At 66.5% G+C, this 26,197-nt stretch carries 28 protein-coding genes and 2 pseudogenes; 14 read left to right on the top strand and 16 right to left on the bottom strand.

The annotated features are described in order from the left end of the window. Positions 1-6 precede the first annotated feature (6 nt). A complete protein-coding gene (locus LWC34_RS42120; RefSeq protein ID WP_233730788.1) occupies positions 7-492 on the top strand; it encodes a phage holin family protein in 486 nt (161 codons plus the stop codon). Further along, positions 473-1,420: an alpha/beta fold hydrolase gene (locus LWC34_RS42115; protein WP_233730787.1), complete on the top strand. Its 948-nt coding sequence runs from the start codon at positions 473-475 to the stop codon at positions 1,418-1,420. Before LWC34_RS42120 ends, LWC34_RS42115 begins: the two co-directional genes overlap by 20 nt. Here LWC34_RS42115 and LWC34_RS42110 read toward each other — a convergent pair. From LWC34_RS42110 to nth, 4 genes are read right to left on the bottom strand one after another with little or no spacing between them, the layout of a single operon-like run. Further along, complete coding sequence (locus LWC34_RS42110) at positions 1,417-2,601, bottom strand: MarP family serine protease (protein ID WP_233730786.1); 1,185 nt, start codon at positions 2,599-2,601, stop codon at positions 1,417-1,419. The genes LWC34_RS42115 and LWC34_RS42110 overlap by 4 nt on opposite strands. A gap of 3 nt (positions 2,602-2,604) precedes the next feature. After that, entirely contained in the window at positions 2,605-3,285 is a 681-nt protein-coding gene (locus tag LWC34_RS42105; protein WP_233730785.1) for an NUDIX hydrolase, read from the bottom strand. After that, entirely contained in the window at positions 3,282-3,848 is a 567-nt protein-coding gene (locus LWC34_RS42100) for a TlpA family protein disulfide reductase (RefSeq protein ID WP_233730784.1), read from the bottom strand. The genes LWC34_RS42105 and LWC34_RS42100 overlap by 4 nt, the downstream gene beginning before the upstream one ends. Then, positions 3,845-4,555, bottom strand: coding sequence for an endonuclease III (gene nth / locus LWC34_RS42095; RefSeq protein WP_233731029.1), 711 nt, complete (start codon positions 4,553-4,555; stop codon positions 3,845-3,847). Before nth ends, LWC34_RS42100 begins: the two co-directional genes overlap by 4 nt. A gap of 172 nt (positions 4,556-4,727) precedes the next feature. On the opposite strand from nth, the gene LWC34_RS42090 reads away from it, so the two are divergent. The 4 genes from LWC34_RS42090 (at position 4,728) to LWC34_RS42075 (ending at position 8,673) form a co-directional block, all read left to right on the top strand. Further along, positions 4,728-4,976, top strand: a complete 249-nt coding sequence (locus LWC34_RS42090) for a hypothetical protein (RefSeq protein WP_233731028.1) — start codon at positions 4,728-4,730, stop codon at positions 4,974-4,976. 117 nt (positions 4,977-5,093) lie between these two features. After that, positions 5,094-5,768, top strand: a complete 675-nt coding sequence (locus tag LWC34_RS42085; RefSeq protein WP_033389944.1) for a Crp/Fnr family transcriptional regulator — start codon at positions 5,094-5,096, stop codon at positions 5,766-5,768. A 713-nt stretch (positions 5,769-6,481) separates the two neighbouring features. After that, positions 6,482-7,720, top strand: a complete 1,239-nt coding sequence (locus LWC34_RS42080; RefSeq protein ID WP_233730783.1) for an MFS transporter — start codon at positions 6,482-6,484, stop codon at positions 7,718-7,720. 14 nt (positions 7,721-7,734) lie between these two features. Then, the gene (locus LWC34_RS42075; protein ID WP_233730782.1) at positions 7,735-8,673 is read left to right on the top strand and encodes a nucleoside hydrolase; all 939 of its coding nucleotides are present in this window, start codon (positions 7,735-7,737) and stop codon (positions 8,671-8,673) included. On the opposite strand, the gene LWC34_RS42070 is transcribed toward LWC34_RS42075, so the two are convergent. Further along, on the bottom strand, positions 8,670-10,037 hold the full coding sequence (locus LWC34_RS42070) for a CehA/McbA family metallohydrolase (RefSeq protein ID WP_233730781.1): 1,368 nt from the start codon (positions 10,035-10,037) through the stop codon (positions 8,670-8,672). The genes LWC34_RS42075 and LWC34_RS42070 overlap by 4 nt on opposite strands. A gap of 59 nt (positions 10,038-10,096) precedes the next feature. Here LWC34_RS42070 and dnaN point away from each other — a divergent pair, with 59 nt between their 5' ends. After that, positions 10,097-11,194, top strand: a complete 1,098-nt coding sequence (gene dnaN / locus LWC34_RS42065) for a DNA polymerase III subunit beta (RefSeq protein ID WP_233730780.1) — start codon at positions 10,097-10,099, stop codon at positions 11,192-11,194. A gap of 101 nt (positions 11,195-11,295) precedes the next feature. Here dnaN and LWC34_RS42060 read toward each other — a convergent pair whose 3' ends face one another. From LWC34_RS42060 to LWC34_RS42050, 3 genes are all read right to left on the bottom strand, one after another. Continuing rightward, positions 11,296-11,583 carry a hypothetical protein gene (locus LWC34_RS42060; protein ID WP_233730779.1) on the bottom strand — a complete coding sequence of 96 codons (288 nt, stop codon included), beginning with the start codon at positions 11,581-11,583 and terminating at the stop codon, positions 11,296-11,298. 96 nt (positions 11,584-11,679) lie between these two features. Then, positions 11,680-12,447: an MBL fold metallo-hydrolase gene (locus LWC34_RS42055; protein WP_233730778.1), complete on the bottom strand. Its 768-nt coding sequence runs from the start codon at positions 12,445-12,447 to the stop codon at positions 11,680-11,682. Positions 12,448-12,458: 11 nt separating this feature from the next. Beyond that, positions 12,459-13,304, bottom strand: coding sequence for an NUDIX hydrolase (locus tag LWC34_RS42050; protein ID WP_233731027.1), 846 nt, complete (start codon positions 13,302-13,304; stop codon positions 12,459-12,461). Positions 13,305-13,390: 86 nt separating this feature from the next. On the opposite strand from LWC34_RS42050, the gene LWC34_RS42045 reads away from it, so the two are divergent. After that, on the top strand, positions 13,391-14,278 hold the full coding sequence (locus tag LWC34_RS42045; protein WP_233730777.1) for a Gfo/Idh/MocA family protein: 888 nt from the start codon (positions 13,391-13,393) through the stop codon (positions 14,276-14,278). Positions 14,279-14,366: 88 nt separating this feature from the next. Here LWC34_RS42045 and LWC34_RS42040 read toward each other — a convergent pair whose 3' ends face one another. The 6 genes and pseudogenes from LWC34_RS42040 to LWC34_RS58325 all read right to left on the bottom strand — a co-directional run. Further along, on the bottom strand, positions 14,367-15,704 hold the full coding sequence (locus LWC34_RS42040; protein WP_372496765.1) for a transposase: 1,338 nt from the start codon (positions 15,702-15,704) through the stop codon (positions 14,367-14,369). Positions 15,705-15,914: 210 nt separating this feature from the next. Continuing rightward, positions 15,915-17,204: a hypothetical protein gene (locus LWC34_RS42035; RefSeq protein WP_233730776.1), complete on the bottom strand. Its 1,290-nt coding sequence runs from the start codon at positions 17,202-17,204 to the stop codon at positions 15,915-15,917. Between the two features lie 35 nt (positions 17,205-17,239). Beyond that, positions 17,240-17,863 carry a hypothetical protein gene (locus tag LWC34_RS42030; RefSeq protein ID WP_233730775.1) on the bottom strand — a complete coding sequence of 208 codons (624 nt, stop codon included), beginning with the start codon at positions 17,861-17,863 and terminating at the stop codon, positions 17,240-17,242. A gap of 26 nt (positions 17,864-17,889) precedes the next feature. Continuing rightward, complete coding sequence (locus LWC34_RS42025; RefSeq protein ID WP_233730774.1) at positions 17,890-18,345, bottom strand: RidA family protein; 456 nt, start codon at positions 18,343-18,345, stop codon at positions 17,890-17,892. Continuing rightward, the gene (sp36, locus tag LWC34_RS42020; RefSeq protein WP_233730773.1) at positions 18,342-18,506 is read right to left on the bottom strand and encodes a Sp36 family protein; all 165 of its coding nucleotides are present in this window, start codon (positions 18,504-18,506) and stop codon (positions 18,342-18,344) included. Before sp36 ends, LWC34_RS42025 begins: the two co-directional genes overlap by 4 nt. A gap of 271 nt (positions 18,507-18,777) precedes the next feature. Then, positions 18,778-19,122, bottom strand: a pseudogene (locus LWC34_RS58325) (tetratricopeptide repeat protein); the annotation flags it as partial. Between LWC34_RS58325 and LWC34_RS58320 the strand changes: the two are divergent. The 3 genes from LWC34_RS58320 (at position 19,099) to LWC34_RS42000 (ending at position 21,503) form a co-directional block, all read left to right on the top strand. Continuing rightward, positions 19,099-19,323, top strand: coding sequence for a helix-turn-helix domain-containing protein (locus tag LWC34_RS58320; protein ID WP_308200217.1), 225 nt, complete (start codon positions 19,099-19,101; stop codon positions 19,321-19,323). The pseudogene LWC34_RS58325 and the gene LWC34_RS58320 sit on opposite strands and share 24 nt — an antisense overlap. Positions 19,324-19,374: 51 nt before the next feature. After that, entirely contained in the window at positions 19,375-20,967 is a 1,593-nt protein-coding gene (locus LWC34_RS42005; protein WP_233727680.1) for an IS1182 family transposase, read from the top strand. A gap of 200 nt (positions 20,968-21,167) precedes the next feature. Further along, positions 21,168-21,503: an NsdA family TPR-like regulatory protein gene (locus tag LWC34_RS42000; RefSeq protein WP_504925780.1), complete on the top strand. Its 336-nt coding sequence runs from the start codon at positions 21,168-21,170 to the stop codon at positions 21,501-21,503. Positions 21,504-21,659: 156 nt separating this feature from the next. On the opposite strand, the gene LWC34_RS41995 is transcribed toward LWC34_RS42000, so the two are convergent. Together LWC34_RS41995 and LWC34_RS41990 are read right to left on the bottom strand one after the other, a co-directional pair. Continuing rightward, a complete protein-coding gene (locus LWC34_RS41995) occupies positions 21,660-23,252 on the bottom strand; it encodes an IS1182 family transposase (RefSeq protein WP_233727680.1) in 1,593 nt (530 codons plus the stop codon). A gap of 51 nt (positions 23,253-23,303) precedes the next feature. Continuing rightward, positions 23,304-23,492 carry a helix-turn-helix domain-containing protein gene (locus LWC34_RS41990; RefSeq protein ID WP_233730769.1) on the bottom strand — a complete coding sequence of 63 codons (189 nt, stop codon included), beginning with the start codon at positions 23,490-23,492 and terminating at the stop codon, positions 23,304-23,306. Between the two features lie 844 nt (positions 23,493-24,336). Between LWC34_RS41990 and LWC34_RS41985 the strand changes: the two genes are divergently transcribed. The 3 genes and pseudogenes from LWC34_RS41985 to LWC34_RS59115 all read left to right on the top strand — a co-directional run bounded on the left by LWC34_RS41985 (position 24,337) and on the right by LWC34_RS59115 (position 25,981). Beyond that, positions 24,337-25,287 (top strand): ISL3 family transposase, encoded by a 951-nt coding sequence (locus LWC34_RS41985; RefSeq protein ID WP_233727881.1) that lies wholly within the window; start codon positions 24,337-24,339, stop codon positions 25,285-25,287. Then, positions 25,268-25,351: pseudogene (locus LWC34_RS59120) on the top strand (helix-turn-helix domain-containing protein); the annotation flags it as partial. The gene LWC34_RS41985 and the pseudogene LWC34_RS59120, both read left to right, overlap by 20 nt. A 267-nt stretch (positions 25,352-25,618) precedes the next feature. Then, complete coding sequence (locus LWC34_RS59115; RefSeq protein WP_372496530.1) at positions 25,619-25,981, top strand: transposase; 363 nt, start codon at positions 25,619-25,621, stop codon at positions 25,979-25,981. Positions 25,982-26,197: the final 216 nt, after the last annotated feature.

The raw sequence follows: 26,197 nt of genomic DNA, 5'->3' as shown, positions 1-26,197 counted from the left end.
GACCAGGTGACGAGTGCGCAGCAGAACGACCGTGCAGGCGCGGGACTGCCACAGGTCCCGTCGATTCCGTTGACCGAGGACCGTGTCGGTCTGCCCCCTGGCGACCAGTCGATCGGCGCGCTGGTCAAGGACGCCACCACGCATCTGTCCACACTGGTGCGCGCCGAGATGGAACTCGCCAAGATCGAGATCGCCAGGGATGTGAAGCGCGGCCTGCGCGGCAGCATCTTCTTCATCCTCGCTCTCGTCGTGCTGATGTTCAGCCTGTACTTCCCGTTCATCGCGCTGGCCGAGGGCCTCGCCGAGCTCGGGCTGCAGCGCTGGGCCGGCTTCCTGATCACCTGGGGCGTGATGCTGCTGGTCGTCGGCCTGTTCGGGTTCCTCGGCTACCGCAAGGTGCGCGGGATCAAGGGACCGAAGCGGACGATCAAGACGGCGCAGGAAACCATGGCCGCGCTCAAGCGCGACAACGATGAGAAACCTGCTTCCTGACCCGTCGACGGTCCGGATCGACGGCCCGTGGGCGCATCGCGATGTGCACGCCAACGGGATAAGGCTGCACATCGGCGAGACCGGCGAGGGCCCGCTCGTGCTGATGCTGCACGGGTTCGGCGAATTCTGGTGGGGCTGGCGCCACCAGCTCACCGCGCTGAGCGCTGCCGGATTCCGTGCCGTCGCCGTTGACCTGCGGGGATACGGGGACTCGGACAAGCCGCCGCGCGGCTACGACGCCTGGACACTCGCAGGCGACGTCGGCGGGCTGATCAAAGCCTTGGGGGAACGCAAAGCGCACGTGCTGGGTCACGGCTGGGGTGGCCTGTTGGCGTGGTCGGCGGCGGCACTGCACCCACGGCTCGTGCACTCGGTCGTCGCCATCGGCGCGCCGCATCCGCTCGCGCTGCGCCGCCAGATCCGCCGGACCGCGTTGCGCCGCCGTGAACGCAACCAGGCGAGGGCAATCGGAGCACTGTTTCGCGGCCAGATCCCGATGTACCCGGAACGCAAGCTGATCAAGGACAACGCGGTCGCGCTCGAACACCTGATGCGGCAGTGGGCGGGCAGGCAATGGGCCGCCAGCCCCGATTTCACGGCCGCCGTCGAACGCTACAAGCAAGCAATCCGGATCCGCGGCGTCGCGTTCTCCGCGATGGAGTACTACCGGTGGGCCGTGCGATCCCAGATCCGCAGCGATGGACGCAGGTTCACCGAGGCGTTGGACAAACCGATTTCCGTGCCGTCACTACGAATCCACGGCGCCAAGGACCCGGTGATGCTGCTCGCTACGGCCGAAGCGTCCCGCCGTTGGCTCGACCGCGACGCTCCGCTGCAGGTGCTGCCCACCATCGGCCACTACCCGCACGAGGAAGCGCCCGATGCCGTCAACAAAGCCCTGAAGTCCTGGCTATCCGGGTCTTTCTAGGCCGCGCACGCCCCGGTGGGGACTCGGCGGGTCAGGCTCGGCGCCTGCTGCACCTCGTCCGACACTTCCTTGGCCGTCAGCACGAAACCCGTCTCGTCGTCGTCCACCGCGGCACCGAAGACCACGCCGACGACCTGGCCGTTCGGGTCGACCAGCGGACCGCCGGAGTTACCGCTCTGTACCTTCGCGCGAACCGTGAACACGTCCCTTGTCACCGTGCTGGCGTCGTAGATGTCCGGGCCACGCAGGTTGATCCGCTCACGGATCCGCGCAGCTGACGCGGTGTACGGACCGTCCAACGGATAGCCGAGCACGATGCTGGAATCACCCTTGGTGGCCTCCGAAGCCGCGAACTGCAACGGCCTCGCGTTGAGCTCCGGCACGGACAGGATCGCCACGTCCACCAGCGGGTCGTAGAGCACGACACGCGCGTCGAGCTGGCCCTCGTTGGTCTCGACGGAGACCTGGTCGGTACCGGCGACCACGTGCGCGTTCGTCATCACGCGCTGCGGTGAGATCACGAAGCCAGTGCCTTCCAAGGCACGAGAACACGACTGGGCCCGCGCGTGGATCTTCAGCACGCTGCCTCGCACCCGCTGCACGACCGGGCTGTTCTGCAACGCAGGGTCCGGCGGGCTCGTGTCCACCAACGGCGTCTGCGAGAACGGCCCGACCACACTGGGGAAACCGGAGTCGTCGAGCAGCTTCTTCACACCGTTGGGCAGTTGTTCCGCACCCGGCGGCATGATGTCGTCGACGCCGCCAAGCACGACCGATCCGCGGATCGCCTGTGCCAGACCGGGAAGACCGGTGACCGTGGTCAGCGGAAGAGCGATGATCCACGCGACCACGAACACGACAACGCCCTGCACGAGCGCGCCGAGAATGCTCTCAACAGGCGTCAGGTTGGGCGTCTTCATTTTTCGCCGCAGGGTTCTGCCGACCCATACCCCGGCCGTCTCACCCAGAGCGACGAGGAAGACCACGATCGCGATGAAGAACGCGGCCCTTGTGGCGAAGTTGGTGAAGTTCTCGACGACAAGCGGCGCGATCAGCGCGCCGAGCACCAGCCCGCCGAACACACCGATCAAGGCCGGCAGCGCGATCACCACGCCTTGCCGTGCGCCCGAAATCGCGGCAAGCACGACAAGTGCGAGCACCAGCACGTCGACCCAGTTCAAGCTTCACTCCTCCGGACGGCTAGACCGCCACGCTACGTCAAGTTCCCGGACGTCGGTCGTGTCCCACGGCACTTCCCACCCGCCGACGTGCAGCACGAGCGTCAGCAGGGCACCGGTGAACCCCCACACCAGCATGCCGGGCGCGGAGAACGCGGGCCCGATGAAGCCGGACGGATGGCGGACCATGAAACGGTTCGCCGGGTTCGCGAGGTGATCAAGCGGGATGCGGGCGACCGCGGCGGTCTCCGCGGGGTCGACCGCCCGCACCGGCGACGGCGTATGCCAGTACGCGAGCACGGGTGTGACCATGAACTTGGAAACGGGCACATACAAAGCGGGCATAACGGCGACCGGCTGGACACCGGGCAGGAACACCCCGGTCTCCTCGGCCGCTTCACGAAGTGCGGTCCCGATCGGGAAGTCGTCGCCCTCATCGGCCTTCCCGCCCGGGAACGCGACCTGGCCAGCGTGCGAGCCAAGCGCGTCCGACCGCAGCAGCAACAACACGTCCGGACCGTCGTGACCCTCGGCGAGCAAGATCAGGACAGCCGCGTCCCGCGCGATCACGTGGTCCGGCGGGCTGAGCCTGCGGAAGACCTCGACGTCGATGTCCCGCGTGCCCTCGACGAGCTTGCTCATCCAGTTCGGGACGTCGGCCGGATCCACCAGCGGACCGTGCGTCATCGGCCTGCCGCCTTGCGTACGTCCGCCACAGACTTGAACACGCGCGGATCGTTGATGAAGTTCACCGTTCCCTGAGCGTCGATCAGGTACGACGCGGGCAGCGAGGCCGGCACCTTCAGCGCCTTGCGCACCGAGCCGTCGTTGTCGAGCAGGGCCGGGAGCTTGACGTTCAGGTTCGTCAGCATCGCGATCGCGGTGGACTGCTCGCTCTCGATCGCGAGCGTCACGATCGGGATGGCGTCCGGCTCGGCGGCGTATGCCGAGAGCACGGGCAGTTCGTCCTGGCAGGGCGAGCACCACGTGGCCCAGACGTTCACGATGACCGGTCCGGCAAACGCTTGCGCGACATCCGCGACACCGCCGTCGGCAAGGCAGGTCGCCTTCAGGCCCTGCATGGTTTCCAGCGCGACACCCTGCCGTGCGCACGTCGGCAGGTTGGTCTTGATCGGCTCGGGCGGCGGCGCTGCTGCCTGCGGCGCTTGCTCGTTACGCGGCCACAGCGCGATCGCGCCAGCCACGACCAGGACCAGCGCGACGATCGCCCAACGAACCTTGACGCTCAACCGGCTGCCTTGCGCTTCGGCTTGGCAGCCTTCTCGGCCAGCGCGATCAGGTGCTCGGCCTCCACACCCTTGACCAGCTTGGCCGCCGCCTCGAACTCGGTCGGCCCGGTGCCGTACGACGGGCAGTCCTTGGCCAGCACACATGCGCCGCATGCGGGCTTCTTGGCGTGACAGACGCGGCGGCCGTGGAAGATGATCCAGTGCGATGCCATCGTCCAGTCCTTGGGTGGCAACAGCGCGCCGACCGCGTACTCGACCTTGACCGGGTCCTCCTCGGCCGTCCACTCCCAACGCCGGACGAGCCTGCCGAAGTGCGTGTCCACGGTCAGCCCAGGCACACCGAAGGCGTTGCCCAGCACGACATTCGCGGTCTTGCGGCCGACACCCGGCAGCTTGACCAGCTCTTCCATCGTGCCGGGGACCTCGCCGTTGTAGTGCTCGACCAGCGCGGCGCCAAGCCCGATCAGCGCGGCGGCCTTGTTGCGGTAGAAGCCGGTCGGCCGGATCAGTTCTTCCAGCTCAGTCCGGTCAGCGCTGGCGTACGCCTCGGCGGTTTTGTACTTCGCGAACAGCGCGGGCGTGGTCAGGTTGACCCGCACGTCCGTGGTCTGCGCGGACAACACGACCGCGACGATGAGTTCAAGTGGGTTGGTGAAATCCAGCTCGGCACGCGCGTCCGGGAAAGCCTCCGACAACGCGCGGATCATCCGGCGAGCGCGCCGGACCAACCCCGTCGCCGGCTTGACCGTCTGCCCGGGGGGCTGCTTGGTGGCGGGAGGCACGGGACTAGCCTACGGCGCAGCCGAACAACGTCGACCGACCCCAGACGTCTTAGTCAATGTGCCGAAGCAAGCACGTTAAGCGAGGATTAAACCGATGGTGGCAGTCTGGTTCGTGTTCGTGGTACCGCTCGTGGTCATGCTCTTCGCGCTGTTCATGGAACGCGTCGAGACAAAACTGCGAGACGCGGCAGTGCGTGAGGACGAGGTCACCCAGCTTCTCGAGGACATGCGCCCCGACGAGGCCCGCGCGCTCTACGGTCACGGCATCGGCCGCGCACTCGATCTGTTCCGGCTGCGCAGGCGCGGTGGACGCGCCGCGCGGACGAGGCAGCGCGTGCGCATGTGACTACCAAGCGGTAGCGTCGGCGTGCCCGGTAAGTGCATCCGGGTGAACGTCCTACACTGCAGGTAGTGAAGACGGCGACGGCGTCTAGTTCGCCGTGTCTCGACAGGAGGGACGAGCGTGGACGAGACCCTGGCCAGGGCAGGCATCTTCCAGGGGGTTGAGCCCGCGGCAGCCGAGGCGCTGAGCCAGACGCTCGAGAACGTGGAATTCCCCCGCGGGCACGTCATCTTCGCCGAGGGCGAGCCCGGTGACCGGCTGTACATCATCCTGTCGGGCAAAGTGAAGCTTGGCAGGAAATCGCCAGACGGCCGGGAGAACCTGCTCGGCATCTTCGGCCCGTCCGACATGTTCGGCGAGCTCTCGATCTTCGACCCAGGCCCGCGCACCTCGACGGCGACAACCGTGACCGAGGTCCGCGCGGTGACCATGGGCCGACCGGAACTGCGGCAGTGGATCGCCACCCGCCCCGAAATCGCGGAGCAGCTGCTTCGGGTGGTTGCCCGCAGGCTGCGCCGGACCAACGGCATGCTCGCCGACCTGATCTTCACCGACGTGCCCGGGCGTGTCGCCAAGGCGCTGCTGCAGCTGGCGCAGCGGTTCGGCAGCCAGGAGGCTGGCCTGCTGCGGGTCACCCACGACCTGACGCAGGAAGAGATCGCCCAGTACGTCGGTGCTTCCCGGGAGACGGTGAACAAGGCGCTCGCGGACTTCGCCCACCGCGGCTGGCTGCGGCTCGAAGGCAAGAGCGTGCTGATCCTGGACCCGGAACGCCTGGCCCGACGCGCCCGCTGACCCCAAGACCCGAAAAAGCCCTGGCACCGAACTTGCCAGGGCTTTTTCGCGTGTCCACCGTTCCTGAAGGCCGTGTCCACCGTTGCGGCACACCGTGTTGACCGTTCCCTGCGTCCGCCGTCTTGGGCTCGCAGGCTCCCGTGCTGTCGCGTCTTTGGTTGCCTTTTCCGCGTGTCCGCCTTTGCGTCGCGTGTGAGTCCTCCATCCGACTCGCTTCCAGCTTGGCTGGCCGTCGCTGTTCGCCGCGGATGGAGCGACTCCCACGCCGCAAAGGCAGACACGCGACTGAGGCGGCTTCCTTTCTCTTACCCTTGCTTCGCTTCGGGTACGAGAAAGGCGCCTGGCGGCCACCCCCGACGTGGCCACCAGGCGCCTTCCTTGTTGGCGCGAGCCATCCCCCGACGGTTCGCGCTCCCCGCCCTCCGTGCTTCTTGGCCCCGACCCTTCCGCCGGAGGGAGCTTTTCACCGCTTTCCGGGTACCCGGCGTTGTGCGGCGAAATCCACCATCACCCGCCGGACCCCTGCTACTCAAGTCTTTTCACCCTTCAAGGACTCGGTTGAGTTCTATTCGTTGTGCGAGTTCATCCTGAATTCACTGTCCGTTACGGAACTGTGATCGAGTTCTCGGCAGCGTCCCCCAATCGGACGAGGGTGAGCAAACGCACCGTAATTTAGTGGTACGCGGGTACCACTTACCTCCATACTGGTACGTGTGTCCCACAACGTGTCGTTCGCTGACTACCGGACCGCCCTGACCACTCCTGGCGCTCGCGGACCCGTGATCGCCGCCGTGTTCGCCCGCCTGCCGATCGCGATGGTCGGCTTCTCCCTGCTCTTCTACGTGCAACGCACCACCGGCTCGTACGCCACCGCCGGGTTCGTGTCCGCCGGCGCGCTGATCGGCGCCGCGATCGGCTCCGTCACGCAAGGCAGGATCATGGACCGCCTCGGTCCGAGCCGTCCGCTGCTGGCCACTTCGTCGGCCTTCGCGGTCTTCGTGACCATCGCGATCATCAGCATCGAGTCCGGCGCGAGCACCCCGGCCCTCGTCGCGTTCGCCTTCCTGGTCGGCAAGACACAGCCGACCGTTGGTTCAGCGTCCCGGACGTTGTGGTCACGTCTGCTGCCCGCAGGCAGGGCACGTCAGGCCGCGTACAACTACGACGCGATCAGCATCGAGGTGTTCTTCATCCTCGGGCCAGGTCTGGCCGGATTGCTCGCGGCGCTGCCGTGGGGCGGTACCGCCGTCTTGGTCAGCGCGTTGTCCCAGACGGCCGGTGCGATCGCGTTCGCGCTCACCAAGACCGTCCGTGAGCAGGAGCCCATGGCGGCACACAGTGGATCGCGCTTGCTTGGCCCGCTGGTCAGCCCTGGTATGTGGACCGTCATCCTCGCGGTGATGGGGTTCGGTGTCGTGATCGGCTTCGTCGAGGTCGCGGTGCCAGCCGCAGCCACCGCAGCCGGTCAGCAGGCGATGGGCGGCCTGATGCTGAGCGTCTGGTCGGTCAGCTCGGTCATCTTCGGCGTGATCTACGGAATGCGTCCGTGGCCACGGCCGTTGCACCTGCGTCTACCCGTGCTGCTCGGTGCGTTCGGCATCCTCGTCACGTTCTCGGCCATCCCGACCACGCTGTTCTGGTTGGGCGTGACGCTGCTGATCGCGGGCGCGATGATCACGCCACAGTCGACCTCGCACTCGACCGTGCTTGAGCAGGTCGCGCCGCCGAGCACGATGACCGAGGCCTTCGGCTGGGTCATCACGGCTGTCACGCTCGGTCTTGCCGTTGGCCAGTCGGCGAGCGGTTACCTAGTCGAGCACGTCAGCGTGTCGTCCGCGTTCGTCGCGGCCGCGATAGCCGGCGTGATCTTCGCGGGCTTGGTGTTCGTGTTCCGTGGCACGATCGCGGCAGGTGTGCCTGGCCGGAAAGTTGACCACGCACTCGCGAGCTAAAGCTAGGGAGAACCATGCGTCGCCTGATCATCGACACTGACCCGGGCGTTGACGACGCCTTCGCCATCGCGCTGGCGGCCCGCCACCCGGACGTCGACCTGCTCGGGGTCACGACCGTGGCAGGCAACATCGGCATCGAGCACACCACGCGCAATGCCTTGAACATCCTGTCGCTGTGTGGACGGCCCGATGTGCCCGTCGCGATCGGCGCGGACAAGGCCCTCTGCAGGCCGCCGCGCAGCGACGACGCGCACGGCAGCGACGGGCTTGGCGGGCACGCGTACAACATCGGAACGTCGTCGGCGAGCGTGGATCCGCGCGATGCCGTCACGTTCATGGTCGACCTGCTCACCGCCTCGCCCGAGCCGGTCACGATTGTCCCGATCGGACCGTTGACAAACATCGCACTGCTGCTCGGCGCACACCCGGGGATCAAGCCCAAGATCGACCGGTTGGTGGTCATGGGTGGCGGGATCGCGGGCGGGAACATCACGCCGACCGCCGAGTTCAACGTGTGGGTCGATCCCGAGGCGGCTCGACGAGTGCTGGCGATGGAGGACGTGCCGGTCACGCTCGTGCCGCTGGACGTCACCATGAAGTGCGCGGTCGGCGATGAGTGGCTGTCGGCGGTTTCCTCGGCCAACGCGGTCGGCCGTGAACTGGTCGCGATGACCCCGCATTACCGGGAGTTCTACCTGCAGGAGATGGGCAGGGACGAATTCATCATGCACGACGCCATCGCGGTCGCCGAGGCGATCCGGCCGGGCATCCTGAAGACCACGCCGCTGGAGCTGGACGTCGACTGCACCGACGGTCCAGGCAGCGGCGCGACCTTCGCCGACCGGCGCAACGGCCTCAAGCCGCCAACCCACCGCTTGGTGGATGTTGCGCTGGACGCCGACACCTCGGCACTGACGGGCTTCGTACGTGACGAGCTGACCAGCCGGTACTAACGGAAGAAAATCGGGTTTGTCAGCGCCACCATGGTGTCCCGTGTGGTGTCCGTCGGTTCCTCACGCCGGATCTCCACGCGAACCCATTTGCTGTAACGGCTTTGTGTGGTCCACGTGACCGTCGCGCCCTCGGCGGGGACGTAACCACCCCACTGCGGCCCATGGTGATCGAGGATCCGTACATGCGTGTCCGGCGCGCCGCTTGCCTTGACCTCAATGGCAATCGGCGTGCCGGAGTCCGTTTTCAGGGTCTCTCCGATGCCCACGGTCGTGCCGTCCGCGGTCGCCGTGAACTCGAGCTGGACACTGGACGATTCCGCGATCCAGTTGTGCCCCTTGGCAAAACCTTCCATCAATTGCTTGCCGGTCAGGCCGTCGGCCAGAACTGCGTTGTGTGGCAAGCCAACCCGGTCGGTATGCGTGTGTGAGTCACTGTTGCCGACCGCTGGGATCCAACGCCCGGCGCGCAACAAACCGTCCCAGGCAATGACTGTGGCTTCGTCGTCGAGCGTCCACGGTCCATTCCATACTTCGACGAGGTCCGCGCGTTCGAAGCCATATTCCCAGGTGCAGCCGATGCATGGGCCGTACGGATGCGCGGCGACGACCAAGCCGCCGGAGTTGTGCACCTCGTCGACGAATTTCTGCAGCTGTTTCGGGTCGTCCGCACGGTAGCGCCAGTCGATCCATTTGCCTGCCGGGAGGTTCCACGCGGGCCAGTGGCCGGTCCGGGTGGTGACCTCTTCTCCGTTGAGAATCAACAGGTCTTCGGTCGCGTGGTTGCCCCACTGCAGATGCGCGCTCGGGCTGTTGTGCTCGGTGGAGACGATGAAGTCCAGGCCTGCCGCGCGGGCGTCGGCGACCAGTTCTTCCGGTTTACGCCGTCCGTCCGAGTAGATGGTGTGCAGGTGGCCGTCGCCGCGGTACCAGCTTCGGCCGCGTTCGGCCTGCGGAGCTGTCTTTGGCGCCGGATTCGGTTCGAACGCGGGCCCCTCGGGTCCAAATCGGACAGTCACGTCCACTTCGAACGTCATGCCAAGCTCGGAAACCGTGTACGGCGCGAGGATGATCTGCCACTCGCCCGGCTCGACCGGGCCGGGCAGATAGCCTGGCGTCGCCTCGGTCGCATTGATCGTGAATCGATCTCGCGCGCCACCAGACCAGCCGCGGAACTGCTCGTTCGGCCCGAAAACGCCGATGTCCAGCGCGTTGCCCTTGACACCCGGCGGCACCTCGGGCTTGTCATAGCGGTAGACGACCTCGATCTCCCTGGCACCTGCGGGAATCTCGACCGGCAGGTAATGCCAGTCCGGCGCGCCCGGATCGAACGTGCCGGTGATGGTGGACCGGAGATCATCACTCATATCCGCAACCTACCTGCGAAAACCCAAAACTGTCACACCCGCCCGCTACGGTGCGAACCATGGACCTGACGGCGACCACCACAGACCTGGCCAACGCGGCCGCGGAAGCAGTGCGCCTACTGCCCGGCCGCTCGCTCGACCCAGTGCTAGCCGGGCTGTTGCTGACCGCGTCCGACGACGGTGTCGTCCTCGCGGGCAGCGACCGGGAGCGCGCAATCCGGCTGTCCTGCTCAGCCGCCGTACACACCCCAGGGCGTGTGCTCGTACCGGCCAAGCCGTTCGCCGAAACGTTGCGCGCCTTGGACGTGCCAATGGTGCGTATCGCTGTGGAGGGCGCGCGGTTGGCTGTCCGTACACCGAATGCCCGATTCGCATTGCCGTTGCTCGATGCGGACTTGCACCCCGGCGTGCCGACCGCGCCTCCGCTCGCTGGCTCGGTTTCCGGCGAACTGTTCGTCAGCGCCCTGACGACTGTCGCCGCCACCGCGTCCCGCGATGAGGCGTTGCCACTGTTCACTGGGGTACGTGTCCGCGCAGACGGCTCCCGATTGGTCCTGGCCGCGACAGACCGGTACCGCATGGCAGTCGCTTCCCTGCCATGGACATCGGCCGCACCCCTCGACGCCCTGATCCCGGCGGCCCTCCTGGCCGAGGTCGCCAAACAGGCCCGAGGGCAGGTCTCCCTGCACGCGGACGCCAACCGCATCGGCCTCGCGTGGGACAACTCTGTAGTCACGACGGCACTGCTTGACGGTTCCTTCCTGAGCGAGAGCAAACTGGTTCTGTCCGCAGTGGACACAACGGTCGAGTTGGACGCAGATACATTGCTGGCCGCCGTTCGACGAGTCGCGCTTTACGCAGACAGCCGCGGCGTGCTCAAACTCGAGGTCGGCGACAACGAGATCCGCCTGCGTACCGCGGACCAACAGGCAGGAGAGGCAGAGGAGACGATCAAAGCCGACGTGTCCGACGGCCGAACATCGCCCTCGTTCCAGTCACGGTTCCTGGTGGACGCATTGAAACCGTTCTCCGGCGGCCGAGTCCGCTTGGCAATCCAGCCAGGCATGCGAGCGACAGTGTTCAGCTCACCCAATCCCGAGGAGGTGATGGACCTGCGCTACATGGTGGCCCCAATGCGCCCACCCGCGACAACCTAAAGCCGTGTCCACCGTTCCGGAACACCGTGTCCACCATTGCGACACAACGAAATACACGTTCCGGCACCATGAGATGCACGCTCCGACGAACGGATACCGGTTCACTGGGGCTTTCTCGCGAAGAATGCCCTAGCTCGCTGCAGGATCTCGTTGTCCTCCCGCAGCTGCTTGTACTCCCGGCGCAACGCCGCCAGCTCGGCGCGGTCCCGTGCGGCCTGGTCCTGCGCGGCGCGGTTCCGCGCGCCCTGCTCCCGCACGGCCTGTTCCTGGGCTGGCTGTTCCTTGGCTGCCCAGTTCTCACCCGAGGCATCCACCTGCGCACCGGATTTCGCCTGCGCGACCGTTTCCGCATCGGCGGCGATCCGCCGCCGGGCTTTCTTCTTACCCACAGGCTCCATCCTTCCCAGCAAGCCTTGTGCCGCAATGGTCAACTCGGTGTGCCGGAATGGTGGACACGGTGTGCCGCAATGGTGGACACGGCGGGTTTAGGGGGTGGGGATGCTGCGGAGGTATTCCAGCTGTGCGCGGACTGACCACTCCGCAGGTTCCCACAGGGACTTGTCCACGTCCGCGTACACGACCTCGACGACCTGACGGGCGGAAGCGTCCGGGCCGAGTTGGTCGAGCGCGGCGCGGACCTGAGCGAGCCGTTCTTCGCGGTGCACGAGGTACTCGCTGGCAACGGCGGCCAGGTCTGGGAGTTCTTCGCCGTGGCCGGGCAAAACCGCCGCGCCTGTGATGGTCCGGAGCAGTCGCAGGGTGTCGAGGTAGTGGCCGAGTGACGAAATCACCGTCGTGCCGCGACCCAGGATGGTGTCGCCGGTCAGAACCGCGTCCGAAAGCTGGAAACAGACCGAATCATCGGTGTGGCCAGGGGTGTGCAGAACCGTCAACTCCAGCCCAGCCGCACTGACCACCTCGCCGTGCGACACAGGCGGGGCGTCACGGCACAAGGTCCGGTCAAACGCGCGGATCGGGGCGCCGGTCAATTCAGCGAGTTTCGGGGCGCCGCCGACATGGTCCGCGTGGTGGTGCGTGACCAGGATCAGGGAGATTGGTCCGGTGGCGGCGACGCGGGTCAGGTGCGGGATGTCCTCGTAGCCGGGGTCGACGACGACGTAGTCCGAAGCGTCCGGGCCGCGCAGCAGCCACGTGTTTGTGCCGTCGAGGGTCATATGGCCGGGGTTGTCTTCGAGCATCACCGATGCGGTCGGCGTGACTTCACGCAACACGCCATACGCCGGGTGCTTCACGCGCGTCCTCCTCAGCCGAGGGTGTCGTCGGGCCTGGCGTCCAGGTGGCCGAAGGCCCGGTCGTATGCCGGGTCTCCTGGCAGCACCGGCCGCAGGATCCGGCCTTCCCTGATCACTTTAGGGATGATCTTGCTGATCGTCCGGTCAGTCGCCATCGCGTCGGCGACCGTCGGCTTCTCGCCGAGTTCGGTGAGAGTCATCCAGGTCGGTGGCAGAAGGCCGCGCTGGCCCGCTTTCCACAGGTCGATCGCGTCCGCCGGACGGCGCCATTCCGCGTGGTCGGCTTCGGAGGTGGAGCCGTCCGCGCGTTGGCCTTCCGGAAGGGCCGCGATGAAGAACTTCGTGTCGTATCGCCGGGGTTCCTCGGCGGGCGTGACCCAGTTCGCCCACGGCCGCAGCAAGTCCGCACGCAGCACGAGCCCGGTGTCCGCGAGAAACTCCGCGAACGAGAATTCCCGCTCCACCAACGACTTCCGAGCTCCGGCGTAAGGCCCAGTGTCGGAGACAACGCTGTCGGCTGAAGGGCCAGCCAACAGGACACCGGATTCCTCGAACGTCTCACGCACCGCCGCGCAAACCAAAGACCGGGCGAGGGGCTCTGGGCAAGCGAACTGCGCAGCCCACCATGACGCCGGTGGACCTGCCCAGGCGATGTCCACGGCGGCGTCACGCCGGTCCACGCCTCCGCCGGGGAACACGCTCATCCCACCGGCGAACGCCATGCCGACGACCCGGCGCAACAGGAATGCCTCGATGCCTGCCGAGGTGTCACGCAGCAACACCACCGTCGCCGCGTCCTTCGGCGTCACCGGCGGATCAGGGAACACGTCCGGAACCATCGATTCCGGCAGAACCATCTCCTTCGGCAGTTCACGCACCCTTCGAGCGTAAAGCTGGGATGGCCGGGCCACGCCGTGACCCCGGCCTCATAAATACTGGGCGGGTGGACGAACAAGTGCGGGTTGGACTGATCGGTGCCGGGTTGTGGGCGGAGCGCGCACACGCGCCTGGCCTGGCCAACCATCCAGGGGTGCACCTGACCTCCGTCTGGGCCCGGCGCCGCGAGGCCGCCGACGCCATAGCCAAGACTTATTGCACAGAAGCCGCGGATTCCCCGGCCGAACTGTTCGACCAGGTCGACGCCGTCGCCTTCGCGGTCCCGCCGGAGGTGCAGGCCGAACTGGCCCTGCAGGCCGTCAAAGCAGGCAAGCACGTGATCCTCGAAAAGCCCTTGGCGGCCACGGTTGACCAGGCCGAACGCCTGGCGGGCGCGATCGCTGACGCGGGTGTCGCGTCACTCGTCTCGCTCGTGCGCCGGTTCGCCCAGGAAACCAAGGACTGGCTGGCCGATCTGCACGCATTGGGCGGTTGGGTCGGTGGCAACGCGCAGTGGATGTCCGGCGCGCTGCTGTCCGAGGACTATTCGGGGTCGGCATGGCGGCACGACAGCGGCGCGCTGTTGGACGTCGGCCCGCACGTGATCGACCTGATGGACGCCGCGCTCGGCACCATTACCGAGGTCCTCGGCGCTACCCGTGGCAAGCGCGACCTCTGGCACTTCATGCTCGGCCACGAAGGTGGCGCGACCAGCACGATCACCATCTCGCTGAAGATGCCGCTAAGGCCGACCGTTGTGGACTTCAGCGTCTACGGCGACAACGGCTACCGGCTGCTGCCTGGCCGCGAAACCCCGTCAGACCAGGCGTTCACGGTCCTGCTGGACGACTTCGTCGCCATGGTTCACAGCGGCACAGTCGAGCACCCATGCGACGCCCAACGAGGCCTGCACCTGCAGCGGATCATCGAGAAAATCGCAGCTCAAAGCTCGTGAGTGTTTTCGCCGGTCTGGTGTTTTAACGTTGTGAGGGCATGGTGGGCAGGGCCGTCGCGGAGCGGCGGCCCTGCTTTCGTTGCTGGGTTTAGGTTTTTGTCACTGGACGGACGATGCGATGCCGCGTCGCGGGGATGGATGTATGCCCTGTCGGGCGGCCCGGACCGGGCCGTGAAGGTTTTCGCGGTTTCGCCGGAGATCCCAGGCGCGGGTGAAGCCCACGAAACCCGCGTTTGACCCGTAGCGGGCTGAGCGGTCCCCGGCGTCGTTCCCAGGACAGTCGCTGATCGGCGATGAGCCCACGCGCCAGGACCAGGTGAACATAAGCCACAGCCACCAGCCAACTCCACCGCTCGGCTTGCTCGGGGCCACGCACTCGAGGGCGGGTCCAAGCCAGGTATTGCTTGAGGAACCGGAAGAGGTGCTCGATGCCGTAACGGCGCAGATACGCCCGCCACACCCGGTCAAGATCGAACGAGCCCTCAGGCCCGGTCCAGAACAACCACATCGGCGGGTACGCCGGGTCGGCCGAACACACCCAGACCACACTGCCCCGGGTCACCGGGCGGGAGTACCCGGGCCGGTAGCCAGGTTCCCGCAGTGCCGCCGATTCCGAGGCACGCGGGTGCATCCCATGCCACACCGACACACTCACCGCGGCCCGCCCAGGCTCGGCGGGCACCGCGAGGTATTCGTCCGGGTCACGCCAGCTACGGCGATCGGACAGTTTCATCTTTGGCCCGTGCACTCGCGGCCGCCCGATCGTGCCTGGTTCCCGCGGCGGCGGATCGGCCATCACCACCGCGTCCTTACGCAACCGGACCACGATCTGCACCCGCTCGCCGGTCAACCGGCCACCCAGATACACCGGGCTGTAGTCCCCGTCAGCACACACAATCGGAACCAGACCACCACCATCATCACCACCGTCCGGGTCCCGGTCGGCAGCCACCTGCTTCAGCAACGCCTCGATCTGCCCGACAGCAACCACATTGTGGTTCTCACCCACCGCGATACGCGCCACCGCCACCGGCGACGCCCACGACGAACCGCTCGTCCCGGTCGCGGCCAGCCACTGAAACCACCAGCCCGGAGTCACCACCCCGCTGCCACCGCCAACATCCTTGCCCGCGTCGTAGTTCAACGTCCGGTCCGGGCTGGTCGGCGCATCCGGACGCGGCCACTGCGAACAATCCAACGCGAACACCAGCCCCGAGGACCGATCCACCACACCCGCCAACACACCCGCCAACACCGCGGCGTCGATCCGGCCCCGATCCAACGCGGCATACACACTGCCATGCCCACGCCGCAACACCGGCTCCAAGCTTAGATACGGCAACGACTCCAACCGGCCCGGATGACACAACAACGCGTCCACCATCTCGAACAACACATCCGGCCACCTCGTGAACGACTCATACACCGCCCGGCGGAACCGCCGCAGCCGCCGGAGTTGGCCTACAAGGGATCCATCAGGCACACTGCCAGACACGGCCACCGCTTTCGTGATCAAAGTTCTGTGGAAGGAACCAAGATCATCGAGCGGTGGCCGCCTCCATGTCAAAGATCAACCACCCGGAACGTTAAAACACCAGGCCGGTTAGAACCGGCGAAAACACTCACGAGGGGTTTTTCAGGCGCCGGGTGGGAAACGGGGCGGTTCGGCTGAGCCGCCCGCGGTGGGCGGGGCACCGTTGATGATCCGCGGTGTCACCGTCGATGGGGTCGACCACTTGGGCTCTGGGTCCGAGTGCCTGCCGGACTTGTCCGTCTGCCAGCTCAGTTTCTTGTTGCTGGACGCCTCGGCCTGCTCCCGCTTGGCCAGCTCTTCCTGCAGCTGACGCAACAGGTCGCGTTCCTGGTCGTTGAGGTCGCTGTCCTCGAACGTGTCCTTCGAGGACAGGTTCGACGACAGGGGCGTCGGGGTAGGTGGCTTCTTCGACGGCTTGGCTGGCGGCTCAGGCTCGTCGGCCACCGGGCTCGCCTGACGCAGGCCAGGCTGGTCGAAGTTCGGCCGCTCCGGCCGGGCCGGTGGTTCCGGTGCCACGTCGACGGCGGGTTCGAGCACCGGCTCGAGGACGTTCGTCGTCTCCTTGGGCGAAGGCTTCGGCGACTTGGCCGGTTTGGTCGGCGGGGCCGCGTCCAACTCCGGGATCCAGCTGCTGGTCGCGGGCTGCTCTTCGATCGGCGCGGGGACCGGCAGCGGAACGGGCGCGGGCGGGACGTCTTCCTTCCACGTCTCACGCTGCTGACCCCACGTCCGCGGCGCCTCTGAAGCAGGCTCCTCAGGAGCACCGTCGAACGAGACCCGACGCGCCTGCTGCATGCCTTGGCGGTGGTACTCGGTCAGCGGGGAGTTGTCACGCAGCACCTCGACGGCCGCGCGGATCCCGGCACGGCGCAACGCGTGCTCGATCCGGTACGCGGTCGCGGGCGGAAAACCACGGGGGCCGATCTCGACGAGCACGATCCGGTGCGGCACGGGCCCGGCCACCGCTCCGGACGGGGTGGTCCGCCAGACGCACCACAGCGCGCGGACGTCCGGCAAGACCTCGAGGACCCGGTGCACAGCGTCGCTGACGCCTGCTTCGGCGCCGCCGATCTGCGAGTCCACCAGTCCTGGGTGGAACTTGTGCACCGGCGGGCGTGCCCTGCCGTCGTCGACCTTCAGCTGCTGGATCAGGGTCGTGTCGCAGTTCGCCTCGGCGAACATCGCGTCCAGGTCCCGGCGTTCCACCGGGGACAACGGGATCCGTCCGGCCACCAGGCAGCCCACGATCAGTTCCAGCGAGCGGTCCAGTTCCGCCGATGCCAGCAGTTCACGGGCATCGGTCAGCGCGTCGTCGTCCAACCTGCCCGCGAGGCCCAACAAGAGGTCATGGACACGGATCGGGAGTGCGACACGGTCGGCGACCTGGGTCACGACTTCTCTCCATTCCAGCTGGTCGAGCGGGCGCGTCAGCTCGGGACCAGATGGCCCCCTTCTGCCGCACCCATGGCCAACGGCACCGATGCCGCCAGTGCCGCCTGGTGGTACCGAGGCAGCAGGATGCCCCTCGGGATCACCTCGACGCTCGGTTCGTGTTCCCCGAGCGCCCGCAGTACGCGCTGCAGCTCGCCGGCCAGCTTCGCGCACTGCGTTGTCGCGGTCACCAGGACGACTCGTGTGGCCGGTCCACCACCCGTTCGTGGTAGCCGCCACGTTCCGCGAACCTCACCGATATCGGTGCGGTCCCGGACGATCGCCCCGAGGACTACGCCTACGGAGTCACCCATGCTCACCCATTCGGGCGACTCCGACGTGAAGGTGTAGTCGACTTCGGCGATTTCGTCTACCCATGGGAGCGCATTCAGCCGCTCCGGATCTGCTCCAGCCGGCCGCAAGGCGTTCGTGAGCAGGCGAGACTCTTCGGCTGTGAGTCCAACACGTTCTCGCAACAGAGTGAGCGGCAACGTGCGGGCGAGTGCGGTCACCGCGCCGGCGGCGAGCCAGTCACGGAAGCGCCAGAGCTGACGGTCGGGCAGTCGACCGGCCAGCCGCAGCAGCAGCTCGTGGCAGTCCGACTCGGCGTAGCTGTCCATTGGAGCTTCTCCCTCCACCGGCGGGCTCAACCCACCTCGAAGATCACTTCGACCTCGACCGGCGCACCGAGCGGCAGCTCAGCGACACCGACCGCGGCGCGAGCGTGCCTGCCCGCGTCTCCGAACACCTCGCCAAACAGCTCCGAGGCGCCGTTGATCACGGCAGGGATCGCCGTGAACCCTTCGGCGGCGGCGACGAAACCGCCTACCTTGACCACCCGTACCACAGCGTCGACACCGACGAGGCTGTGCACGGCGGCGAGTGCATTCAGCGCGCACGTCCGAGCGTGCGCCTTGCCCTCCTCTGGGCTGATCTCGGCGCCGACCTTGCCGGTCGCGGCGAGCGCGCCCTCGATGAAAGGCAGCTGGCCTGAGACGTACACGTGCGAACCGGACTGAACGGCGGGCACGTACGCGGCGAGCGGCGCCGCGACCGTGGGCAGCGAAATGCCCAGCTCAGCGAGCTTTTCCGGCCAACTCATGCCTTAGGCCTTTTCAGGAAAGCGACGAGTTGCTCGCCGGTCGGGCCGGGCTGCACGGTGACGAGCTCCCAGCCGTCCTCGCCCCACTGGTCGAGGATCTGCTTGGTGGCGTGCGTCAGCAGCGGAACGGTCGCGTACTCCCACTTAGTAAACGAAGACAAGGCGGGTCCTTCTATCATCCGAGTCAGTAACAGCAAACTGCCAGGTCAAGCTGATGACACCCACCTTGTCAAACCGGGTGCGTTCTAGCCGGTTCCCGGCCATTCCTGCCCCCGTGCTGACTTGGTGCTGAGTCCCAGAGCCCCCGTTGCCTAAGGCGGCGGGGGCTCCGCCATGCAGACTATGCCCTGACACTCAGTGGCCACATATGGCCCACGTGCTGATCACCAGGACAGAGGCCAAGTCGCGGGCAAATGACGTGGTGGGCGACCGTTAGTCGGCCAGACCCTCGACCTCTTGAATGCGTGTGTCCAAACGCACCGAATTGACTCCATGTGACACTTCGCGCGCTCTGACAAGCGTGTCGCGTGCCGCGTCCATCTCTCCGACCCGAGCGTAGGACTCAGCCAACCACGACATGTACAGCGCGACTTCTCGAACATGATCGGCTTCGTAGCCGTCGATGGCGTTCGACAAGAGCGGTTCGGCACGCGCCGGTTCGCCCAATTCGATGAGGCACCGCCCGGCCATGACGTCGATCTCGCCACGGTTCATCCAGTACACCCATTCAGGTTCGGCGATACCCGATGCTCGCTGTTCGTAGGTGTCGTCCACTGTGTCGAGTACGCGGCGAGTGACCTAGGGTCAGCGCTCAGGGTGGCCCGTGAGGCCGCCGGAGTGAGCCTGTCCGCACTAGCCGCGCGAACGCACTACAGCAAGCCGCTACTCGGCCACCTTGAGACGGGCAAGCGGAGGGTCAAGCCCGAACACGTGCTGGCGTACTCCCGCGCGCTATCTGTGCCGCTAGGAGGCCGCTGAATAATCGGCGTGTCGCCCCAGGATGTGGGTTTGAGCTGGGAGAATCGTTTCATGCAGGGTGTGGAGCGTGGTGATCGGGAGCTGCTGGACGCGGAGGCGCTGGTCGGTCATCTGGTCCCGGCGGGGAGCATGTTCGCGTTCCTGGCCGGGCATCGCCGGAATCTGTTCCCCGATGGAGAGTTCGAGGATCTGTTCCCCTCGGGCAAGGGACGGCCCTCGATCCCGGCGTCGGTGATGGCCTCCATCCTGGTGTTGCAGACCCTGCATGATCTCTCGGATCGGGAGACCGCTGAGGCGGCCCGGTGTGACCTGCGGTGGAAGGTCGCGACCGGGATGGCATTGGACGACAAGGGATTCGACCCCTCGACGCTGGTGTACTGGCGCAAACGACTGGCCACCTCGGGGCGGCCGCATCGGATCAACGACGCGGTGCGCACGGTCGTCGAGGAGACCGGGATCCTGCGTGGCCGCCGCAAGCGGGCGGTGGATTCCACGATCCTGGCCGACGCGGTCGCCACCCAGGACACCATCACCCAGCTGATCTCGGCGATCCGGCGGGTGGATCGGCAGGTGCCCGGCGCGGCGGAGCAGATCGCGAAGGTGTGTACCGGCCATGACTACAGTCGGCCGGACAAGCCGAGGATCGACTGGGACGACCCGGCCGCCAGGGACGCGCTGGTCTCCGCGCTGGTCAACGATGCGAACGCGCTGGTGGCGGCGCTGGCCGATACCGAACTGGAAGGCGACGCGGAGTTCGCGTTGGCGTTGCTGGCGTTGGTCGCCGGTCAGGATGCCGAGCCCGCCGAGGGCAGTGACGGCACTGATGGGCGGTGGCGGATCGCCCGCAAGGTCGCCCCGGACCGGGTGGTGTCCACAGTGGATCCGGATGCGCGGCATACCCGCAAGTCCCCGGAGAACCGGCGGGACGGGTATCGGGCGCACGTGGCGGCCGAGCCCGAGACCGGGATCGTCACCGACGAGAAGGTGACCACGGCCGCCGGCACGGAGAACTCCGACCCCGCTGTGGCCGAGGAGTTCCTCGACGCCGAGGACGGCAAGCGCGCGTGGTACGGCGATTCCGCCTATGGCACAGGGGATCTACGCGGTGGGATCGACGATGCCGGGCATGAGGCGGTGATCAAGCCCAAGCCGCTGCGGGCTCCGGTCGAGGGCGACTTCACCGTGGACGACTTCACCGTGGACGACTTCACCGTGGACGACTTCACCGTGGACGAGCAAGCGGGCACGGTCACCTGCCCCAACGACATCACCCGCCCGATCAGCCGGACCCGGGTCGCCACCTTTGGCGCTCTCTGTCGTGCCTGCTCACTGCGTGCACAGTGCACCACGTCCAAGACCGGCCGTAAAATCGTTCTGCACCCACGAGATGACCTGCTGCGCCAAGCCCGACGCGACTGGGCGGACAAGCCCGAACTGCGCGAGAGCTACAGGACGTTCCGCCCCAACGTGGAACGGGTCATCTCCCAGATCGCCAGCCGCGGTGGCCGACGTCTCAAACTCCGATATCTAGGCACCGGCAAGAACAACGCCTGGCTCAAACGCCGCACCGCAGCCTTGAACCTCCGCAACCTCATCGGTCGCGGCCTGACCCATACGGCGGGCGCTTGGACCCTGGCTACCTGAGGGAAACCACGGCCCAACCCCCAGTCTTGGGAGTTGTGAACCTCGTCGAGCAACCGCCCTGGGCTCCCTGAACGCCCAGCATCGCCCATGAATCAGCAAGGCCCAGGTCCTCGCCTGCCATCACTCGGTGACAACCAACCCGCAAACCACCCTAATTCAGCGGCCTCCTAGATGTCCTTTACGGCCCATCTGGTGATCCGCTGAGGGTTGCTCACGAGTGGCTTGTCACAGACTCGCCAACGGTTGTGGAAACGCGCGCAGGGCGGCGGGTTGGTGCTGGCTTGGCAGACGCACTGGAGGGGCGTGTTGTTGAACTCCGCCACCTTGACGACTTTGTTGGTGGTGGTGACCTTTTTCCTTTGGTGCGCAAGGAACTTGGCGAGATTCAGGATTTGGTGGACTCGGCGAGTTTCACAGAGGTGATCGGCAGGCGGCTGCTGACGGTTGTGGGTGAACTTGCGCAACTCGTTGGTTGGGTGGCGAGCGATGCGGGGCGCTACGCCGAGGCTCAACACGTCTACCTAGGAGGCCGCTGAATTAGGGTGGTTTGCGGGTTGGTTGTCACCGAGTGATGGCAGGCGAGGACCTGGGCCTTGCTGATTCATGGGCGATGCTGGGCGTTCAGGGAGCCCAGGGCGGTTGCTCGACGAGGTTCACAACTCCCAAGACTGGGGGTTGGGCCGTGGTTTCCCTCAGGTAGCCAGGGTCCAAGCGCCCGCCGTATGGGTCAGGCCGCGACCGATGAGGTTGCGGAGGTTCAAGGCTGCGGTGCGGCGTTTGAGCCAGGCGTTGTTCTTGCCGGTGCCTAGATATCGGAGTTTGAGACGTCGGCCACCGCGGCTGGCGATCTGGGAGATGACCCGTTCCACGTTGGGGCGGAACGTCCTGTAGCTCTCGCGCAGTTCGGGCTTGTCCGCCCAGTCGCGTCGGGCTTGGCGCAGCAGGTCATCTCGTGGGTGCAGAACGATTTTACGGCCGGTCTTGGACGTGGTGCACTGTGCACGCAGTGAGCAGGCACGACAGAGAGCGCCAAAGGTGGCGACCCGGGTCCGGCTGATCGGGCGGGTGATGTCGTTGGGGCAGGTGACCGTGCCCGCTTGCTCGTCCACGGTGAAGTCGTCCACGGTGAAGTCGTCCACGGTGAAGTCGTCCACGGTGAAGTCGCCCTCGACCGGAGCCCGCAGCGGCTTGGGCTTGATCACCGCCTCATGCCCGGCATCGTCGATCCCACCGCGTAGATCCCCTGTGCCATAGGCGGAATCGCCGTACCACGCGCGCTTGCCGTCCTCGGCGTCGAGGAACTCCTCGGCCACAGCGGGGTCGGAGTTCTCCGTGCCGGCGGCCGTGGTCACCTTCTCGTCGGTGACGATCCCGGTCTCGGGCTCGGCCGCCACGTGCGCCCGATACCCGTCCCGCCGGTTCTCCGGGGACTTGCGGGTATGCCGCGCATCCGGATCCACTGTGGACACCACCCGGTCCGGGGCGACCTTGCGGGCGATCCGCCACCGCCCATCAGTGCCGTCACTGCCCTCGGCGGGCTCGGCATCCTGACCGGCGACCAACGCCAGCAACGCCAACGCGAACTCCGCGTCGCCTTCCAGTTCGGTATCGGCCAGCGCCGCCACCAGCGCGTTCGCATCGTTGACCAGCGCGGAGACCAGCGCGTCCCTGGCGGCCGGGTCGTCCCAGTCGATCCTCGGCTTGTCCGGCCGACTGTAGTCATGGCCGGTACACACCTTCGCGATCTGCTCCGCCGCGCCGGGCACCTGCCGATCCACCCGCCGGATCGCCGAGATCAGCTGGGTGATGGTGTCCTGGGTGGCGACCGCGTCGGCCAGGATCGTGGAATCCACCGCCCGCTTGCGGCGGCCACGCAGGATCCCGGTCTCCTCGACGACCGTGCGCACCGCGTCGTTGATCCGATGCGGCCGCCCCGAGGTGGCCAGTCGTTTGCGCCAGTACACCAGCGTCGAGGGGTCGAATCCCTTGTCGTCCAATGCCATCCCGGTCGCGACCTTCCACCGCAGGTCACACCGGGCCGCCTCAGCGGTCTCCCGATCCGAGAGATCATGCAGGGTCTGCAACACCAGGATGGAGGCCATCACCGACGCCGGGATCGAGGGCCGTCCCTTGCCCGAGGGGAACAGATCCTCGAACTCTCCATCGGGGAACAGATTCCGGCGATGCCCGGCCAGGAACGCGAACATGCTCCCCGCCGGGACCAGATGACCGACCAGCGCCTCCGCGTCCAGCAGCTCCCGATCACCACGCTCCACACCCTGCATGAAACGATTCTCCCAGCTCAAACCCACATCCTGGGGCGACACGCCGATTATTCAGCGGCCTCCTAGCGGCACAGATAGCGCGCGGGAGTACGCCAGCACGTGTTCGGGCTTGACCCTCCGCTTGCCCGTCTCAAGGTGGCCGAGTAGCGGCTTGCTGTAGTGCGTTCGCGCGGCTAGTGCGGACAGGCTCACTCCGGCGGCCTCACGGGCCACCCTGAGCGCTGACCCTAGGTCACTCACCGCTCACCACCTGTAGACGTTTGTAGACGGCCAACCTCTATCTATCGTGCCCGAACTTCCCCAGGGTGGATACAAGCGGAGCCGATGGCCGCTTCCCCGACAGTCAGCGGCTCCGCACCCATCCGTTGACCAACCACAATGGACATACAGTCCACGCAATTCCTTGTGACACAGCGAAAGGGAGCACACTGCCATGAGCGCCGACCTGTTGCTGCTCGGGGTCCTAGGACTAGTGGTGGTGTGCACCGTGGCGTGGCCGATCGCGAGTGAGCTTCGCGAGCGGAGGCGCGCGAGGGCAGCTGCCAAGATGGCCGCCCGGTACAGGAACGACGACTGATGACGACCGGGCAAGAGCAAGAGGCCATGTTTGCGGTGCGAAAGCTCGTGTTGCTGGGCTTCGTCGGCGCAAGGATCGGTGATCCGGAGCTACCCGACGCACTGATGTACGGCCGTAGAAAAACCTTGACGTTCTGGATGCCGTACGCGTCTTCGGCCCCGACCAGGCCGAAGCGGCGCGCATTGTTCACGGGAAGCTCGTTCACGAGGTGTCAGGGACTCTTCCCCAAGTAGTGGAAGCTATTTCGGGCTGGTCTTCGATTATGGCCAACTTATAGGCACATGCTCAGGAGAGCAGCAAACCAGCAGGGGCGCACACCTGATTCCGCAATAGCTTGCTTCTTTCAGAATAGCTAACCAACCCTTACGACCGAGAGATCACGACGCGGCTTGCCATGTGAATTCGACGGAGGTGGCGACACATGTCGACGGCACGTGAAAACTGGTTCTGGCACGGTTTCCGTGATGGGCCCGGCCCTCGCGCCAGCCGCCTGGTGGTTGATCATGGATGACGTGCGTTGATCTTGATGTGGTTCGGGTTCTCTGGCCGCACCTGAGCCAGGTGCAGATCGAAGCGGTGCGGACGACGGGGCCAGCGGTGCGCATCGAGGCACGCACCAACCAGACGCCAGCGCCGTGCCCTGGCTGCGGGACTGCCTCGAGCAGAGTGCACAGCCGCTACAACCGCCATCTGTCCGACACCGCCACCGCAGGTCAGGAAGTGCTGATCCGGCTGCAAGTACGACGGTTGTTCTGCGACAACGCCGAGTGCACCAAGAAGACGTTCGCCGAACAGGTACCCGAGCTGGCATCCCGCCACGCCCGCCGGACTCCGATCTTGCAGCGGGCGCTGGCCGCGGTCGCGTTAGCGCTCGGTGGCCGTGCCGGCGCCCGGCTGACTCGGCACTTGGCGGCATCGGTCAGCCGGATGACGCTGCTTCGGATCCTTCGTGGCCTTCCCGACCCTGACCGATCCACACCGAGAGTGCTCGGCGTGGACGACTTCGCCCTGCGTCGAGGTCACCACTACGGCACGCTCCTGGTCGACATCGAGTCGCACCGCCCGGTCGACCTGCTCACCGACCGCACCGCCCAGACACTGGCCGAGTGGCTGCGCGCCCATCCCGGCGTGCAGATCGTCTGCCGAGACCGAGCCAGCGCCTACGCCGATGGCGCTCGCGACGGCGCACCAGACGCCATCCAGGTCGCCGATCGGTGGCACATCTGGAACAACCTGGCCGAGGCCGTCGAGCGCTCCGTGGCCAGACACCAGGACTGCTTGACCGCCGCCGTGACCGTCGTCACCAGCAGCAGCACGGAAGGCCAGGCCGACAGTGACGGGCAACCTGACCCAGCCGGGGACCCGCCTCCCGCGGCACCGGTTGCCTCGGCAGTCCGGTCGGATCGGTGGGCTGTTCGAGCGCGAACGGCACGCGGCCGTGCATGCGCTCTTAGCTGACGGCACTGCGATCAGGGAAATCTGCCGGCGGCTTGGTCTCTCGCGCGGCACCGTCCGCCGCTTCGCGCGGGCCGAGGGCGTCGAAGAGTTGTTGACCCGCAATGGAACTGGGCGTCGGACCAGCGTCCTTGAGCCGTTCGCTCCGTACCTGCACCAGCGCTGGAACGAGGGCTGCACCAACGCCACCGCCCTGTTCGCTGAGATCACCGTACGCGGCTATCGCGGCGGCCAAACCCTGGTGCGCCAATACTTAAGCCAGTTCCGCACGACCTCGTGTGCTCCCCAGCCGCCGCGCAAGCCGCCCTCAGTCCGTCGTGTCGTCGGCTGGATCATGACCGATCCGCCGACCATGGACGGGACTGCCCAGCAGAAGCTGGACGCTGTTCTCGCGGCCAGTTCCCACCTGGCCGCATTGGCCAACCACGTTCGCTCCTTCGCCGCCATGATGTGTGACCGACGCGGTCACGAGTTGGAGGCGTGGATGACCGCCGTCGACGCCGACGACCAGCCAGCACTTCACTCGTTCGTCCGCGGTTTGCGCCGTGATCTGGACGCGGTCACCGCTGGGCTCACCCTGCCGTGGAACAGCGGGATCGTCGAAGGCCATGTGAACCGCCTGAAGATGCTCAAACGTCAGATGTTCGGCCGCGCCAAACCCGACCTGCTCCGCAAACGCGTCCTACTCGCCGACTGACCTGACGGGCCAAATCACGGAAACCGTGCCAGAACCCGAATCCTGGCCAGCAGCACCGCTCCGGACACGGTCTGCCGCCTGATTGCACGTTTCGGTCCGAGCGAGTGCACAGCGACACACTAAAAGAGCCCGTCCACTCTCAAGTGGACGGGCTCTGACATGCGTCGGGGTGGCGGGATTCGAACCCACGACCTCTTCGTCCCGAAGCAATCGCTT

The sequence above is a fragment of the Kibdelosporangium philippinense genome (assembly GCF_021390435.2).
Lineage (GTDB): Bacteria > Actinomycetota > Actinomycetes > Mycobacteriales > Pseudonocardiaceae > Kibdelosporangium > Kibdelosporangium philippinense.
The sequence above is the reverse complement of the archived record's forward strand: the minus strand, read 5'-3'. Positions and strand labels throughout refer to the sequence as shown.